Annotated in this window: 16 protein-coding genes and 1 pseudogene; 10 read left to right on the plus strand and 7 right to left on the minus strand. The window is 68.2% G+C overall.

Annotated elements, in window-relative coordinates; all coding sequences use genetic code 11:
• Positions 1 to 131: 131 nt before the first annotated feature.
• Positions 132 to 518 (plus strand): annotated as a pseudogene (locus tag G3N64_RS34655) (M48 family peptidase); the annotation flags it as partial.
• Positions 519 to 557: 39 nt separating this feature from the next.
• On the opposite strand, the gene G3N64_RS34660 reads toward G3N64_RS34655, so the two are convergent.
• From G3N64_RS34660 to G3N64_RS34685, 6 genes are all read right to left on the minus strand, one after another.
• A complete protein-coding gene (locus G3N64_RS34660) occupies positions 558 to 1,145 on the minus strand; it encodes a DUF2946 family protein (RefSeq protein ID WP_205788179.1) in 588 nt (195 codons plus the stop codon).
• Positions 1,138 to 2,175, minus strand: a complete 1,038-nt coding sequence (locus G3N64_RS34665; RefSeq protein ID WP_205788180.1) for a hydrolase — start codon at positions 2,173 to 2,175, stop codon at positions 1,138 to 1,140. The genes G3N64_RS34660 and G3N64_RS34665 overlap by 8 nt, the downstream gene beginning before the upstream one ends.
• 33 nt (positions 2,176 to 2,208) lie before the next feature.
• Positions 2,209 to 2,655 (minus strand): nuclear transport factor 2 family protein, encoded by a 447-nt coding sequence (locus G3N64_RS34670; protein WP_205788181.1) that lies wholly within the window; start codon positions 2,653 to 2,655, stop codon positions 2,209 to 2,211.
• 115 nt (positions 2,656 to 2,770) lie between these two features.
• Positions 2,771 to 3,808 carry a lipopolysaccharide heptosyltransferase II gene (gene waaF, locus G3N64_RS34675; RefSeq protein WP_072442744.1) on the minus strand — a complete coding sequence of 346 codons (1,038 nt, stop codon included), beginning with the start codon at positions 3,806 to 3,808 and terminating at the stop codon, positions 2,771 to 2,773.
• Positions 3,809 to 3,956: 148 nt separating this feature from the next.
• Positions 3,957 to 4,151, minus strand: coding sequence for a zinc-finger domain-containing protein (locus G3N64_RS34680; RefSeq protein WP_006749970.1), 195 nt, complete (start codon positions 4,149 to 4,151; stop codon positions 3,957 to 3,959).
• Between the two features lie 50 nt (positions 4,152 to 4,201).
• Positions 4,202 to 5,125 (minus strand): branched-chain amino acid transaminase, encoded by a 924-nt coding sequence (locus tag G3N64_RS34685; RefSeq protein WP_205788182.1) that lies wholly within the window; start codon positions 5,123 to 5,125, stop codon positions 4,202 to 4,204.
• A 193-nt stretch (positions 5,126 to 5,318) separates the two neighbouring features.
• Between G3N64_RS34685 and G3N64_RS34690 the strand changes: the two genes are divergently transcribed.
• The 3 genes from G3N64_RS34690 (at position 5,319) to G3N64_RS34700 (ending at position 7,870) form a co-directional block, all read left to right on the plus strand.
• Positions 5,319 to 6,074, plus strand: coding sequence for an AzlC family ABC transporter permease (locus G3N64_RS34690; protein WP_205788183.1), 756 nt, complete (start codon positions 5,319 to 5,321; stop codon positions 6,072 to 6,074).
• Positions 6,071 to 6,394, plus strand: a complete 324-nt coding sequence (locus G3N64_RS34695) for an AzlD domain-containing protein (protein WP_059523415.1) — start codon at positions 6,071 to 6,073, stop codon at positions 6,392 to 6,394. Before G3N64_RS34690 ends, G3N64_RS34695 begins: the two co-directional genes overlap by 4 nt.
• A gap of 279 nt (positions 6,395 to 6,673) precedes the next feature.
• Positions 6,674 to 7,870 carry a phosphoglycerate kinase gene (locus G3N64_RS34700; RefSeq protein ID WP_205788184.1) on the plus strand — a complete coding sequence of 399 codons (1,197 nt, stop codon included), beginning with the start codon at positions 6,674 to 6,676 and terminating at the stop codon, positions 7,868 to 7,870.
• Between the two features lie 157 nt (positions 7,871 to 8,027).
• Here G3N64_RS34700 and G3N64_RS40280 read toward each other — a convergent pair whose 3' ends face one another.
• Positions 8,028 to 8,156, minus strand: coding sequence for a hypothetical protein (locus G3N64_RS40280; protein ID WP_268991145.1), 129 nt, complete (start codon positions 8,154 to 8,156; stop codon positions 8,028 to 8,030).
• Here G3N64_RS40280 and pyk point away from each other — a divergent pair.
• The 6 genes from pyk to G3N64_RS34730 form a co-directional block, all read left to right on the plus strand.
• Complete coding sequence (pyk, locus tag G3N64_RS34705) at positions 8,155 to 9,591, plus strand: pyruvate kinase (protein WP_205788185.1); 1,437 nt, start codon at positions 8,155 to 8,157, stop codon at positions 9,589 to 9,591. The two genes, G3N64_RS40280 and pyk, sit on opposite strands and share 2 nt — an antisense overlap.
• 319 nt (positions 9,592 to 9,910) lie before the next feature.
• Positions 9,911 to 10,975: a class II fructose-bisphosphate aldolase gene (fba, locus tag G3N64_RS34710; RefSeq protein WP_205788186.1), complete on the plus strand. Its 1,065-nt coding sequence runs from the start codon at positions 9,911 to 9,913 to the stop codon at positions 10,973 to 10,975.
• Positions 10,976 to 11,200: 225 nt separating this feature from the next.
• Positions 11,201 to 12,091, plus strand: a complete 891-nt coding sequence (locus G3N64_RS34715; RefSeq protein ID WP_021164115.1) for a phosphoribosylaminoimidazolesuccinocarboxamide synthase — start codon at positions 11,201 to 11,203, stop codon at positions 12,089 to 12,091.
• 65 nt (positions 12,092 to 12,156) lie between these two features.
• Positions 12,157 to 12,678, plus strand: coding sequence for a 5-(carboxyamino)imidazole ribonucleotide mutase (purE, locus tag G3N64_RS34720; protein WP_205788187.1), 522 nt, complete (start codon positions 12,157 to 12,159; stop codon positions 12,676 to 12,678).
• Between the two features lie 81 nt (positions 12,679 to 12,759).
• On the plus strand, positions 12,760 to 13,956 hold the full coding sequence (locus G3N64_RS34725) for a 5-(carboxyamino)imidazole ribonucleotide synthase (RefSeq protein ID WP_205788188.1): 1,197 nt from the start codon (positions 12,760 to 12,762) through the stop codon (positions 13,954 to 13,956).
• Positions 13,957 to 13,967: 11 nt separating this feature from the next.
• Positions 13,968 to 14,661: L-threonylcarbamoyladenylate synthase (locus tag G3N64_RS34730; protein ID WP_205788189.1), on the plus strand; the 694-nt coding region annotated here is incomplete at its 3' end.

Below are 14,661 nucleotides of genomic sequence, written 5' to 3' on the forward strand. Positions count from 1 at the left end.
TCACGGTCGGCAGGCAGTGCATAAATGAGTCGACCGCAGTGAGCCGACATAACAGATAGAGTAGCTCTGTTAGCGTTTGGCCGACGCGCGACAGCCGGAACATAAACAGTTGTTGACACTCGTGCCCTACACAACGCTCTTCCGTTATGCAGCGCCGCTGGCCGGCGTCGCACGCCGCGATCGTCGTGCATCTTCAGTCACTGATCGCGGCGCGCCGTTTCGCCGAAGCGCAGGCGCAGGCGCGCGCGCAGGCGAAGGCCGACCCCGAGCAGCCGGACTGGTGGGACTATCTCGCGAAGGCGAGCGACGGCAAGGGCGACGTGCTGGCGCGGCGTCGCGCGCTCGCGGAGAAGCTCGCGCTCGACGGCGCGTGGCCGTCGGCGATTCGCCAACTGAAGGAAGCGCGCGACGCGAAGGACGTGTCGTTCTACGAGCAGTCGATGATCGGCGCGCGGCTGCTGGAATTCGAGGCGCGCTACAAGGAAGAGCGCGAAGACGAGAAGAATGGCCGCGGATAGCGGCCGGCGCGCGGCAAGCGCGGGCGAGGCCGCTGCGGGTTAGTTACCGCTGTCGGCCGCATCGCGAGCCTGTTGCGCCGGGCTTGCGACGTAGCCGAACCGCGCAGGCACGTCCGCGCAGACGATGCTGCCGAGCGGCAGCGTGCGGCCGTCGCGCCAGCGCAGCGCGGGCTGCGCGGCATCGAAATCCGCATGGTCGGCGAACAGCCCGAGATCGTGATCGTGCAGCGCCGCGATGCGCGGCGGCGTGCCGGCCGCGCGAAACAGCACGCCTCCGGCGTCGTCGAGCCATGCTTCGTCCGGTTCGAACGGCGTGCCGGTCTGGTCGGTGAGCGTGAGCCGCCCGTCGCGTTCGGCGAGCCGGACGACCCACGGCGTATAGGCCAGCTCGACGTACACGCGCTGCGGCCCGTTCTGGAAGAACCACTGGCCCTGCGCGTCGCATTCGTAGTTGCGGCCGATGAACGCGTTCAGCGCCGCATGCCGGATCGGCGAGCCGAGCTCGCCGGCCGCCTGCGCCGCGTCGTCGCGCAGCCGCCATTCGCCGCGCCGGTCGAGCAGCAGCCAGCCGGTACAGTGGGGCACGTTCGGCCATTTGGCGAGGGCCTGCCTGACGATGTCATCCATGGTCGACGAATTTGGAGCAATAGCCGAACACCCGCGCCGACAGCCAGTCGAGGCGGCCGGGAAACGGCCCGGTCATGAATCCCGCGTGTCCGCCGGCCGCGGGCTGGTCGAGCTCGACGGCCGGCGATACGTCGGCCGGGCCCGGCAGCGCCGATTCGGGCAGGAACGGGTCGTTGCGGGCGTTGAGGATCAGCGTCGGCACGTCGATCGCGGGCAGCAGCGGCCGTGTCGTCGCCTTCGTCCAGTAGTCGTCCGCGTTCGCGAAACCGTGCAGCGGTGCGGTCACGACCTCGTCGAAGTCGCGCATCGTCACGGCGTGCAGCATCGCTTCGCGGTCGAACAGCCCCGGGTACTGGTCGAGCTTGGTGAGCGCCTTGCGCTTGAGTGTCTTCAGGAAGCTGCGCGTGTAGACCATCGCAAAGCCTTGCGACAGGGCGAGCCCGCCGGCGTGCACGTCGATCGGCGTCGAGATCGCGGCGGCCGCCCGCAGGATCGACGTATCGCTGCGATGCTCGCCGAGCCAGCGCAGCAGCACGTTGCCGCCGAGCGACACGCCGGCCGCGACGAGCGGCCCGCGATGCTGCGCGGCGAGCCGGCGCAGGATCCAGTCGACCTCGGCGCTGTCGGCGAGATGGTAGAAGCGCGGCTGGCGGTTGATCTCGCCGCTGCAACTGCGGAAGTGCGGCACGACGGCGTGCCAGCCTTTCGCGCGTGCGGCGGCCATCATCGCGAGCGCGTAGTGCGAGCCGGAGCTGCCCTCGAGGCCGTGGAACAGCACGAACAGCGGCGCATCGGGCGCCGGCGCCGCGCTGTCGAGATGGGCGACCCAGTCGAGATCGATGAAGTCGTGATCGGGAGTTTCCCATCGCTCTCGTCGGTAGGCGACGACGGGGCGCCGTGCGAACAGCGCGGGCACGATGGTTTGCGCATGGCTGTTCGGCAGCCAGCGTGGTGCGCGATAGCGCAGTGTGTCGTCGTCGGGGGCCGGGGCCCCGGTCAGCGGCGAAGTGGGCGGAGAAGCCGTACTCATGATCGCCCCGCTTATGCGTTGCTTCGTTCTTCGTCAGTGCAGCGGACCCTGCCCGTGACGGATCTTCGCGGCGAATTGTCCGGCCGCTTGTTCGGGAATCAGGCTCGCGTGAATATGCGCGATGCGCCACTCGCCACGTTCGTGAATCATCACGTACGTGGCGAAAACCATGTCGGGTTCGGCCGTGAGGTCGGCCTGCTGATGCGCTTCGGCGATCGTATAGACGACCGTGCCGAGGCTGTCGTACACGCGGATGTCGAGCGGCTCGATCGTCACGGGGCGCGTGGAGAGCCGGTTGGCGAGCCCGCTGCGGATCTGGTCGAGGCCATGCAGATGCTCGCCGTCCGCCCATACGCAGCTGGCGAAATCCTCGTCGATCCACAATCCCAGCAGCGCGTCGAGATTGGCATCGGCGACGGCCTGGTAGTAGGCGTTCAGCGTATCGGCGGCGGCTTCGAAGAGGCGGGCAAAACGTGGCATCGGGGTTATCTCTCGCGCGCGTCGCGCGCCGTATTCAGCACGGCGGCCCGGATGGAGCCGCCGCACACCGGTGAATCGGATTGCCCGGCGCGTCGTGCGACGCTGCCGGCCAGGGTCAACGTTGCCCGACTAGCATGCCGCGCAAATCGCCGAATACCTGCTCGGGACCGAGTTCGCGCAGGCACTTCAGGTGGCCGAGCGGGCACTCGCGTTCGAAGCAGGGACTGCATTCGAGATGAAGCCATTGTACCTTCGCCAGGTCCGACAGCGGAGGGGTGTGGCGCGGATCGGTCGATCCGTACAGCGCGACGAGCGGCCGGCGTAGCGCGGCAGCCACGTGCATCAGCCCCGAATCGTTGGTGACGACCGCGTTCGCGCGCGCGATCAGCGCGCACGCCTCGGACAGCGACGTCTGCCCGCACAGGTTGCGCACGTTCGGCGCGTGGTCGGCGATCGCCTGTGCGGCCGCAGCATCCTTCTGCGAGCCGAGCGCGACGATCTGCGTATACGGGAACGACTGGTGGACGATGGTGGCGAGCGACGCGAAGTGTTCGGGCGGCCAGCGCTTGGCCGGGCCGTATTCGGCGCCGGGGCAGAACACGACGAGCGGCTTGCGCGTATCGAGATTGAAACGTGCGGACACGCGCGCCGTCTCGTTCAGGTCGGCGTCGAGGCGCGGCGCCGGCAGCGTCTTCATCGACTCGGGCAGCTTCGCGCCCGGCGCGTACGCGAGTGCCGCGTAGTGGGTCGTCATCGGCGGCCGCTCGCCCGATTTATCCGGGTTCGCGTGCCGCACGTTCAGCAGCCCGTAGCGGTGCTCGCCCGTGTAGCCGATCCGCAGCGGGATGTTCGCGAGCCACGGGATCACCGCGGATTTCAGCGAATTCGGCAGCACGTACGCCGCGTCGTAGCCGACGTCGCGCAGGTCGCTCGCGAGCTGCCAGCGGCGCAGCAGCTGCAGCTTGCCGTGCGCGAGATCGGTCGCGTAGACATCGTGGATCTCGGGCATCCGCTCGAGCACGGGCGCGACCCACGAGGGCGCGACGGCATCGATCGCGATGCGGGGATGGAGTTTCTTCAGCAGCGCAAAAAGCGGCTGCGCCATCAATGCGTCACCGATCCAGTTCGGTGCGATAACCAGCGCTCGACGCATCAGGTCGACTTCCGATGTCGTAATGAAGCACGGCGCCCAGGCGCCGCGTTCGGGTTGCCAGAATGGAGAAGGGCGGCGCGCCGGCCATCCGGCTGCGCCGCCTTGCGGGTCGCCGGGCCGGCAAGCCTGCAGGCCCGGCCGCCGGGGCTCAGTGGCCCTTGACGACCTCGCCGTCGCGCAGCTTGTAGCGCGTGCCGCAGTACGGGCAGCGCGCCTCGCCGTGCGAGACGTCGATGAACACGCGCGGGTGGGCGCTCCAGCGCGCCATGGCCGGGTTCGGGCAGTACGCGGGAAGATCCTTGGCCGTCAGCTCGACCAGCGGCATTTCCTTGATTTCACTCATGAGACTTTCTCTTATCACTCTTTTGTGGGGCAGTCGGTGGCGCAGCGCGCTCAGACCTTCGTCAGCCAGTGCGCGTACTTCGCGTTCTTGCCCGACACGATATCGAAAAACGCCGACTGGAGCTTTTCCGTGACGGGGCCGCGCGCGCCGCTGCCGATCGTGCGGTTGTCGAGCTCGCGGATCGGCGTGACTTCAGCGGCCGTGCCGGTGAAGAACGCTTCGTCGGCCGTGTAGACCTCGTCGCGCGTGATGCGCTTCTCGATCACCTCGATGCCGGCGTCCTTCGCGAGCGTGATGACCGTGTCGCGCGTGATGCCGTCGAGGCACGACGACAGGTCGGGCGTGTACAGCTTGCCGTTGTTCACGAGGAAGAAGTTTTCGCCGGAGCCTTCCGACACATAGCCGTCGACGTCGAGCAGCAGCGCTTCGTCGTAGCCGTCGGCCGTCGCTTCCTGGTTCGCCAGGATCGAGTTCACGTACCAGCCCGACGCCTTCGCACGCACCATCGACACGTTCACGTGGTGGCGCGTGAACGACGACGTCTTCACGCGGATACCCTTCGCGAGGCCTTCCTCGCCGAGGTACGCGCCCCACGGCCACGCGGCGATCGCGACGTGGATCGTGTTGCCCTTGGCCGACACGCCGAGCTTTTCCGAGCCGACCCAGATGATCGGGCGCAGGTAGCACGACTCGAGCTTGTTCTCGCGCACGACTGCGACCTGCGCGGCTTCCAGCGTTTCCCGGTCGAACGGCACGTCCATCTGGAAGATCTTCGCCGAATTCAGCAGACGTTTCGTGTGCTCGTACAGCCGGAAGATCGCGGTGCTGCCGTCGGCCGCCTTGTACGCGCGCACGCCCTCGAAGACGCCCATGCCGTAGTGCAGCGTATGGGTCAGGACGTGGATCTTGGCGTCGCGCCAGTCGATCAGCTTGCCGTCCATCCAGATCTTGCCGTCGCGGTCGGCCATTGACATAGGATTCTCCTGGGATGCGGTTGTATGCAGCGTTGAGCCGCAAAGACGCTCATTTTAGCGTCATTTGAAGGCGATCCGGTCGGTCGGCGCGGGGCCGGCGCTATAATCGCCCGGTACCGATTCCAATAACGACGGGTCGTACCGGCGGGAGGCGCCGGCGTCCCGGCGAACCGCCCGCTGCGGCCCGCTTCCCATGCTCGCTCGATTGTCCGCCACCGACCGCTTCGCGCTGATCCAGGGCGCGCGCGACTATTCCCCGACGCTGATGGCGATTTTCTCGTGGGGGCTCGTCACCGGCATCGCGATGAGCAAGTCGGTGATGACCCTCGGGCAGGCGAGCGCGATGTCGCTGCTAGTCTACGCGGGCTCGTCGCAGCTCGCGGTGCTGCCGCTCCTCGCGGCGAAGCTGCCGATCTGGACCATCCTGCTCACGGCCGCGATGGTCAACACGCGCTTCGTGATCTTCAGCGCCGGGCTTGCTCCCCATTTTTCCTACCTGCCGCTGTGGCGGCGCCTCGCGATCGGCTATTTCAATGGCGACGTGATCTATCTGCTGTTCCAGAAACAGGGCTTCGCATACGGGCACGTGCCCGGCAAGGAGGCGTATTTCTGGGGGATGGCCCTCGCGAGCTGGCTGTCGTGGCAGGTGTCGTCGCTCGCCGGCATCCTGCTCGCGAGCTTCTTTCCCGCGAGCTGGGGGCTGGAACTGGCCGGCACGCTCGCGCTGATCCCGATCATGGTGTCGGCGGTCGCGAATCGCTCGACGCTCGCAGCCGTCGCGGTCGCCGGCATCGTGTCGCTGATCGCGTTCGACCTGCCGTACCGGCTCGCGCTGCCGCTCGCGGTGCTCGCCGCGCTCGCGGCCGGCTGCACGGCCGATTTCTTCGTCGAGCGGGCCGACTGGCGGCGCATCCGCACCGAAACCGTGCACGAAAAGGAAATCGAATGAGCGCGACGGAAATCTGGATCGTCATCATCGGGATGACGATCGTCACGGCCGTCACGCGCGCGCTGTTCCTGATCGGCGGCGAACGCACCGTGCTGCCCGAACGCGCGCAGCGCGCGCTGCGCTACGCGCCGGCGGCGGCACTGGTCGCCGTCGTGCTGCCCGACGTGCTCGAAACGCCGGCCGGGCTGTCGTTCGCGCTGTCCAACCATCCGTTCTACGCGGCGCTCGCCGGCCTCGGCTGGTTTTTGTGGCGGCGCAGCATGCTCGGTACGATCGTCGTCGGGATGCTCGTGTTCACCGCGCTGCGCCTGATCTTCTGATGGGCCGCCGTTCAGGCCCGCTGCGCACCGGCCGCTTGCGCGGGTGCATTGCTGCGTTGCGGCAACGCTTCCGTTCCCGCGTGCGATCCCAAATAGGCGGAATTCGCCGCTGCCGGGTCAGTCAGCCGGGTGGATCGGCTAGAATGCCCGTTCGAGATTTCTTACCCGTGCGCGTCATGCGAACCGCCAGCCACGGCCGCATCCGGCGCCCTCTCGCGGCAGCCCGCGCACGTCCAGCGTGAACCCCCTTTCCCCATCCACTACTTCAATCTGTTCAACATGAGCCAAGTCAAGCGTCTTACCGACCTGATCGCCGCCGGCCAGCTCGCCGGCAAGCGGGTATTCATCCGCGCCGACCTGAACGTCCCGCAGGACGACCAGGGCAACATCACCGAGGACACCCGCGTGCGCGCGTCCGTGCCGGCCATCCAGGCCGCGCTCGACGCCGGCGCGGCCGTGATGGTCACGTCGCACCTCGGCCGTCCGACCGAAGGCGAATTCAAGCCGGAAGATTCGCTCGCGCCGGTCGCGAAGCGCCTCGCCGAGCTGCTCGGCCGTGACGTGCCGCTCGTTTCGAACTGGGTCGAGAACGGCGTGAACGTCGCGCCCGGCCAGGTCGTGCTGCTCGAGAACTGCCGCGTGAACAAGGGCGAGAAGAAGAATTCGGACGAGCTCGCGCAGAAGATGGCGAAGCTCTGCGACGTGTACGTGAACGACGCGTTCGGCACCGCGCACCGCGCGGAAGCGACCACGCACGGGATCGCGAAGTACGCGCCGGTCGCGTGCGCGGGCCCGCTGCTGGCCACCGAACTCGACGCGCTCGGCAAGGCGCTCGGCAACCCGGCCCGCCCGCTGGTGGCGATCGTCGCCGGCTCGAAGGTGTCGACCAAGCTCACGATCCTGAAGTCGCTGGCCGGCAAGGTCGACCAGCTGATCGTCGGCGGCGGCATCGCGAACACGTTCATGCTCGCGGCCGGCCTGTCGATCGGCAAGTCGCTCGCGGAAGCCGATCTCGTCAACGAGGCGAAGGCGATCATCGACGAAGCGCGCGAGCGCGGCGCGTCGGTGCCGATCCCGACCGACGTCGTCACCGCGAAGGAATTCTCGCCGACGGCCGTGGCCACGGTGAAGCAGGTCGCCGACATCGAGGCGGACGACATGATCCTCGACATCGGCCCCGATACGGCCAAGGCGCTCGCGAGCCAGCTCGAGAAGGCCGGCACGATCGTGTGGAACGGCCCGGTCGGCGTGTTCGAGTTCGACCAGTTCGGCAACGGCACCAAGACGCTCGCGGAAGCGATCGCCAAATCGTCCGCGTTCTCGATCGCGGGCGGCGGCGACACGCTGGCGGCCATCGCGAAGTACGGCATCCATGACCAGGTCAGCTACATCTCGACGGGCGGCGGCGCCTTCCTCGAGTTCCTCGAGGGGAAGAAGCTGCCGGCGGTGGAAGTGCTGGAAACGCGGGCGGCCTGAGCGTGGCGGCGCGCGCAGGGGTGACGAAGGCCGCGCGCTCCGCGAAAGCGGAGCAGCCGGCCGGTGCGGGCAAGCGCAAACGCGCGCCCGCGCGGGCGAACACCGCCCCGCGCGCACCGGCGGCCGCCGGCGACGCGGCCGAGCAGCACCACGAGATTCAGAACAAAGCGATGCCGGGCGCAAGCACCGGCACGCCCTCCGGAACGGCGGCCGCTGGGCCTGCCGCTTCCGGCTCTCGCAGCGTTTCACCCAGCGCATCCACCTTGATCCAGATGAGGAGTTTCATGCAGCGCGCCACCAAGATAGTCGCCACGATCGGCCCGGCTTCCAGTTCGCCGGAGATTCTGCTGCAGATGATGCAGGCGGGCCTCGACGTCGTGCGGCTCAATTTTTCGCACGGCACGGCCGACGATCACCGCCAGCGCGCCGAGATGGTGCGCGAGGCTGCCCGCAAGGTCGGCCGCGAGATCGCGATCATGGCCGACCTTCAGGGCCCGAAGATCCGCGTCGGCAAGTTCGAGAACGGCAAGACCACGCTGACGCCGGGGCAGCCCTTCATCCTCGATGCCGGTTGCGAACTCGGCAACGACGAGCGCGTCGGCCTCGACTACAAGGAACTGCCGCGTGACCTGCGCACGGGCGACCTGCTGCTGCTGAACGACGGCCTGATCGTGCTGACCGTCGAGCGCGTGCTCGGCGACGAGATCCACACGATCGTCAAGGTGGGCGGCGAGCTGTCGAACAACAAGGGCATCAACCGCCAGGGCGGCGGCCTGTCGGCGCCTGCGCTGACCGCGAAGGACATGGAAGACATCCGCACCGCGATGTCGCTCGGCGCGGACCTGGTGGCGGTGTCGTTCCCGAAGAACGCGACCGACATGGAAATGGCGCGCCAGCTCGCGAACATCGCGGGCGCGCCGTACGGCATCAAGCCGAAGATGATCGCGAAGATCGAGCGTGCCGAGGCGATTCCGGCGCTGCAGAGCATCCTCGACGCGTCCGACGGCATCATGGTCGCGCGCGGCGACCTCGCGGTGGAAGTGGGCAACGCGGCCGTGCCGGCGCTGCAGAAGCGGATGATCCGGATGGCGCGCGAGTCGAACAAGCTCGTGATCACCGCGACGCAGATGATGGAATCGATGATCTACGCGCCGGTGCCGACCCGCGCGGAAGTGTCGGACGTCGCGAACGCGGTGCTCGACGGCACCGACGCCGTGATGCTGTCGGCCGAGACGGCCGCCGGCAAGTACCCGGTCGTCACGATCGAGACGATGGCGGCCGTGTGCGTCGAGGCGGAAAAGTCGGAGCACGTCGAGCTGGACAAGGATTTCCTCGACCGCACGTTCACGCGGATCGACCAGTCGATCGCGATGGGCGCGCTGTTCACCGCGTACCACCTGGGGGCGAAGGCGATCATCGCGCTGACCGAATCGGGCGCGACCGCGCTGTGGATGTCGCGTCACTACACGCACGTGCCGATCTTCGCGCTGACGCCGCGCGTCGGCAGCGAGCGCACGATGGCGCTGTACCGCAACGTGACGCCGCTGCACGTCGAATTCAACAGCGACCGCGACTCGGCGCTGCAGGCCGCGCTCGAGATCGTCGTCAAGCAGGGTTATGTGCAGCACGGCGACATGGTCGTGCTGACCGTCGGCGAGCCGATGGGGCAGGCGGGCGGCACCAACACGCTGAAGATCGTGCGGGTCGGCGAGCACTACTGAGCGCCGGGTGAACATCGGGCCGGCCTGCGGGCAGGCCGCCCGGACCGCCTGAAAAATCGATCCGGCACCGTTTTTTTTACGCGAAAGCCGCGTGGGGTCCGAAGCCCCACGCGGCTTTTTTTCTCTTTTTTGCCCGCATTGTGCCGTGCGAACGTAACAAATTGCGAGCCGGCGTCACCGGGCGGTCGGAATCGGAGGCGCTTCGCGATAAAATGCGGCTATTCGACGCTCAGCCGCGCCGCGCCACCCCGGGGTCGACCGGGAGCGAGCGCCGCGCCGGCGTCAGGGCGCACCGGTTTTCATTCCAAGGAGTTCCACAATGCCTCTCGTATCAATGCGTCAATTGCTGGACCACGCGGCAGAGCAAGGTTATGGCCTGCCGGCCTTCAACGTGAACAACCTGGAGCAGGTCCAGGCGATCATGGCGGCGGCGGACCAGGTTGGCGCGCCCGTGATCATGCAGGCATCGGCCGGCGCGCGTAAGTATGCGGGCGAGCCGTTCCTGCGCCACCTGATCGAAGCGGCAGTCGAGTCGTATCCGCACATCCCGGTCGTGATGCACCAGGATCACGGCCAGTCGCCGGCAGTCTGCATGGGCGCGATCCGCAGCGGCTTCACCAGCGTGATGATGGACGGTTCGCTGGAAGCCGACGGCAAGACGGTCGCGTCGTACGAGTACAACGTCGACGTGTCGCGCAAGGTCGTCGAGATGGCGCACTCGATCGGCGTGACGGTCGAAGCCGAACTCGGCGTGCTCGGCTCGCTCGAGACGATGAAGGGCGACAAGGAAGACGGCCACGGCGCGGAAGGCACGATGACCCGCGACCAGCTGCTGACCGATCCGGAGCAGGCCGCCGACTTCGTGAAGCTCACGCAGTGCGATGCGCTCGCGATCGCGATCGGCACGTCGCACGGCGCGTACAAGTTCTCGAAGAAGCCGACGGGCGACATCCTGTCGATCCAGCGCATCAAGGAAATCCACGCGCGCATCCCGAACACCCACCTCGTGATGCACGGTTCGTCGTCGGTGCCGCAGGAACTGCTGGCCGAGATCCGCGAGTTCGGCGGCGACATGAAGGAAACCTACGGCGTGCCGGTCGAGGAAATCCAGGAAGGCATCAAGCACGGCGTGCGCAAGATCAACATCGACACCGACCTGCGTCTCGCGATCACCGGTGCGATCCGCCGCTACCTGTTCGAGAACCCGGGCAAGTTCGATCCGCGCGACTACCTGAAGCCCGCGCGCGAAGCGGCGAAGCAGGTCTGCGTCGACCGCTACCTCGCGTTCGGCTGCGAAGGCCAGGCCGGGAAGATCAAGCCGGTGTCGCTCGACAAGATCGCCGAGCAGTACAAGTCCGGTGCGCTCGCACAGGTCGTGCGCTGAGACTGTAGTACGATTGCCCCGCCGCAAGGCTAGGGCTGGCCGCCCGGGTGCCGGATCTGATCCGGCCCCGGGCAGCCGTTCCGTCCGGCCGAACGAGGGCCGGCCGGCAACCGCCCGGGCGCCGTCGCCCGGCCGGTTCGCCGACGTATTGCAAGACCGCCGTTCCCGCCTGCCGCGGGGAACGGCGTTTCCCTTTTTGTTTGGCTCCTTATCTGCGAAAAGACGATGTCTACCCTCTACGAATCCACGCTCCGCTCGCTGCCGCTCCTCGGCCGCGGCAAGGTCCGCGACAACTACGCGGTCGGCAACGACAAGCTCCTGATCGTCACGACCGATCGCCTGTCGGCATTCGACGTGGTGATGGGCGAGCCGATTCCGAACAAGGGCCGCGTGCTGAACCAGATGGCGAACTTCTGGTTCGACAAGCTCGCGCACATCGTGCCGAACCACCTGACGGGCGACGCGCCGGAAGCCGTCGTCGCGGCCGACGAGGTCGAGCAGGTGAAGGGCCGCGGCGTGGTCGTCAAGCGCCTCGAGCCGATCATGATCGAAGCGGTCGTGCGCGGCTACCTGGCCGGCAGCGGCTGGAAGGAATATCAGGCGTCGGGCGCCGTGTGCGGCGTGCAGTTGCCGGAAGGCCTGCAGAACGCGCAGAAGCTGCCCGAGCCGATCTTCACGCCGGCCGCGAAGGCCGAGATGGGCGAGCACGACGAGAACATCACGTTCGAGGAAACCGAGCGCCGCATCGGCACCGAGCTGGCCGCGACGATCCGCGACATCTCGATCAAGCTGTACAAGGAAGCGGCCGACTACGCGGCGACGCGCGGCATCATCATCGCCGACACGAAGTTCGAATTCGGCCTCGACAACCACGGCAAGCTGTACCTGATGGACGAAGTGCTGACGGCCGATTCGTCGCGCTTCTGGCCGGCCGACCAGTACGAAGTCGGCACGAACCCGCCGTCGTTCGACAAGCAGTTCGTGCGCGACTGGCTCGAGGCGCAGCCGTGGGGCAAGACGGCACCGGCGCCGGCGCTGCCGGCCGACGTCGTCGAGAAGACGGCCGCGAAGTACCAGGAAGCGCTCGAGCGCATCACGGGCCAGGCGCTTGCCTGAGCGGGCTTTGCATGGGACCAGAGTAAGTGCTGAAGCACTAACTCTGGTCGACAGGAACTGAACAAATGAATGAAATCCAGACTGCCCACACGCACAGCGCACCGCTCGTCGGCGTGCTGATGGGTTCGAGTTCCGACTGGGACGTGATGAAGCACGCGGTCGCCATCCTGCAGGAATTCGGCGTGCCGTACGAAGCCAAGGTCGTGTCCGCGCACCGGATGCCCGACGAGATGTTCGACTATGCGGAGAAGGCGCGCGAGCGCGGGCTGCGCGCGATCATCGCGGGCGCCGGCGGCGCCGCGCACCTGCCCGGCATGCTGGCCGCGAAAACCACGGTGCCGGTGCTCGGCGTACCGGTCGCGAGCAAGTACCTGAAGGGTGTCGATTCGCTGCACTCGATCGTGCAGATGCCGAAGGGCGTGCCGGTCGCGACGTTCGCGATCGGCGAGGCCGGCGCCGCGAATGCCGCGCTGTTCGCGGTGTCGATCCTGTCCGGCAACTCGGTCGACTATGCGAACCGGCTCGCCGCGTTCCGCGTGCGCCAGAACGAAGCCGCGCACGCGATGGTGCTGCCGCCGCTGGAATGACGGCGCACCGGCGGCCGCGCATCGCGGCTGCCTGACCCTCCCCACTGCGGCGGGCAGCGCCCGCCGCGACCGACCACTGACATGACCGCAACTCCTGATTCCGTTTCCCCGATCCTGCCCGGCGCGTGGCTGGGCATGGTCGGCGGTGGCCAGCTCGGCCGCATGTTCTGCTTTGCCGCCCAGTCGATGGGCTATCGCGTCGCCGTGCTCGATCCCGATCCGACGAGCCCCGCCGGCGCGGTCGCCGACCGCCACCTGCGCGCGGCCTACGACGACGAAGCCGCGCTCGCCGAACTGGCCGACCTGTGCGATGCGGTGTCGACGGAGTTCGAGAACGTGCCGGCCGCGAGCCTCGATTTCCTCGCGCGCACGACGTTCGTCGCGCCGGCCGGCCGCTGCGTCGCGGTCGCGCAGGACCGGATCGCGGAGAAGCGCTTCATCGAGGCGTCGGGCGTGCCCGTCGCGCCGCACGTCGTGCTCGAATCGGCGTCGGCACTCGCCGCGCTCGACGATGCCGCGCTCGACGCGGTGCTGCCGGGCATCCTGAAGACGGCGCGTCTCGGCTACGACGGCAAGGGCCAGGTGCGTGTGAGCAGCGCGCAGGAAGTGCGCGATGCGCATGCGGCGCTTGGCGGCGTGGCGTGCGTGCTCGAGAAGCGCCTGCCGCTGAAATACGAAGTATCGGCGCTGATCGCGCGCGGCGCGGACGGCCGTTCGGCCGCGTTCCCGCTCGCGCAGAACGTGCATCACAACGGCATCCTCGCGCTGACGGTCGTGCCGGCGCCGGCCGCCGATGCCGCACGCGTCGCAGAGGCGCAGCAGGCAGCCGTGCGGATCGCCGATACGCTCGGCTACGTCGGCGTGCTGTGCGTCGAATTCTTCGTGCTGGAAGACGGTTCGTTCGTCGCGAACGAGATGGCGCCGCGCCCGCACAACTCCGGCCACTACACGGTCGATGCGTGCGCAACGAGCCAGTTCGAGCAGCAGGTGCGCGCGATGACGCGCATGCCGCTCGGCAACCCGCGCCAGCATTCGCCGGCCGCGATGCTGAACATCCTCGGCGACGTGTGGTTCCCGAACGGTGCGGCCGGCGACGCCGTCACGCCGCCGTGGGACACGGTCGCGGCGATGCCGGCCGCGCACCTGCACCTGTACGGCAAGGAAGATGCGCGTGTCGGCCGCAAGATGGGCCACGTGAACTTCACGGCCGAAACGCGCGACGAAGCCGTTGCCGCGGCCACCGCGTGCGCGCAGCTGCTGCGCGTGCCGCTCGACTGAGGCGCCAGCCGATGTCCATCGATCTCCCGAACTCCGTGACGGCCGCGCAGATCGACGCGGCCGCCGCGCTGCTCGACGCGGGGCAGCTCGTCGCGTTTCCGACCGAAACCGTCTACGGGCTCGGCGGCGATGCGGCGAATCCCGAGGCCGTCGCGCGCATCTACGCGGCGAAAGGGCGGCCGGCGAATCATCCGGTGATCGTGCACCTGCCGCCGGGCGGAGACCCCGGCTACTGGGCCGACGAGCTGCCGGCCGACGCGCAGGCGCTGATCGATGCCTTCTGGCCGGGCCCGCTGACGCTGATCCTGAAGCGCCATGCGCGCATTCCGGATGCCGTGAGCGGCGGGCAGGATTCGGTCGGGCTGCGCTGCCCGTCGCATCCGGTCGCTCAGGCGCTGCTGGCCGCGTTCAGCGCGCGGCGCGGCGGGCATGGCGGCGTGGCCGCGCCGTCCGCGAACCGGTTCGGCCATGTGAGCCCGACCACCGCGCAGCACGTGCGCGACGAATTCGGCGACACCGTGCACGTGCTCGACGGCGGCGCATCGGAAGTCGGGATCGAATCGACGATTCTCGACCTGTCGCGCGGTTTCCCGGCGCTGCTGCGCCCGGGCCACGTGACGCCGCAGCAGATCGCCGACGTGCTCGGCCGCGCGCCGCGGCTGCCGGACGGCAGCGACGCGACCGCGCCGCGCGCGTCGGGCACGC

It is taken from the genome of Burkholderia sp. Ac-20344 (assembly GCF_017104975.1).
In the GTDB taxonomy this organism is placed as follows: Bacteria; Pseudomonadota; Gammaproteobacteria; order Burkholderiales; family Burkholderiaceae; genus Burkholderia.

Coding starts and splice junctions, on each gene's coding strand:
- G3N64_RS34660 (WP_205788179.1), bottom strand. CDS start 1,145: ATGGATGACATCGTCAGGCAGGCCCTCGCCAAATGGCCGAACGTGCCC.
- G3N64_RS34665 (WP_205788180.1), bottom strand. CDS start 2,175: ATGAGTACGGCTTCTCCGCCCACTTCGCCGCTGACCGGGGCCCCGGCC.
- G3N64_RS34670 (WP_205788181.1), bottom strand. CDS start 2,655: ATGCCACGTTTTGCCCGCCTCTTCGAAGCCGCCGCCGATACGCTGAAC.
- waaF (WP_072442744.1), bottom strand. CDS start 3,808: ATGCGTCGAGCGCTGGTTATCGCACCGAACTGGATCGGTGACGCATTG.
- G3N64_RS34680 (WP_006749970.1), bottom strand. CDS start 4,151: ATGAGTGAAATCAAGGAAATGCCGCTGGTCGAGCTGACGGCCAAGGAT.
- G3N64_RS34685 (WP_205788182.1), bottom strand. CDS start 5,125: ATGTCAATGGCCGACCGCGACGGCAAGATCTGGATGGACGGCAAGCTG.
- G3N64_RS34690 (WP_205788183.1), top strand. CDS start 5,319: ATGCTCGCTCGATTGTCCGCCACCGACCGCTTCGCGCTGATCCAGGGC.
- G3N64_RS34695 (WP_059523415.1), top strand. CDS start 6,071: ATGAGCGCGACGGAAATCTGGATCGTCATCATCGGGATGACGATCGTC.
- G3N64_RS34700 (WP_205788184.1), top strand. CDS start 6,674: ATGAGCCAAGTCAAGCGTCTTACCGACCTGATCGCCGCCGGCCAGCTC.
- pyk (WP_205788185.1), top strand. CDS start 8,155: ATGCAGCGCGCCACCAAGATAGTCGCCACGATCGGCCCGGCTTCCAGT.
- G3N64_RS40280 (WP_268991145.1), bottom strand. CDS start 8,156: ATGAAACTCCTCATCTGGATCAAGGTGGATGCGCTGGGTGAAACGCTG.
- fba (WP_205788186.1), top strand. CDS start 9,911: ATGCCTCTCGTATCAATGCGTCAATTGCTGGACCACGCGGCAGAGCAA.
- G3N64_RS34715 (WP_021164115.1), top strand. CDS start 11,201: ATGTCTACCCTCTACGAATCCACGCTCCGCTCGCTGCCGCTCCTCGGC.
- purE (WP_205788187.1), top strand. CDS start 12,157: ATGAATGAAATCCAGACTGCCCACACGCACAGCGCACCGCTCGTCGGC.
- G3N64_RS34725 (WP_205788188.1), top strand. CDS start 12,760: ATGACCGCAACTCCTGATTCCGTTTCCCCGATCCTGCCCGGCGCGTGG.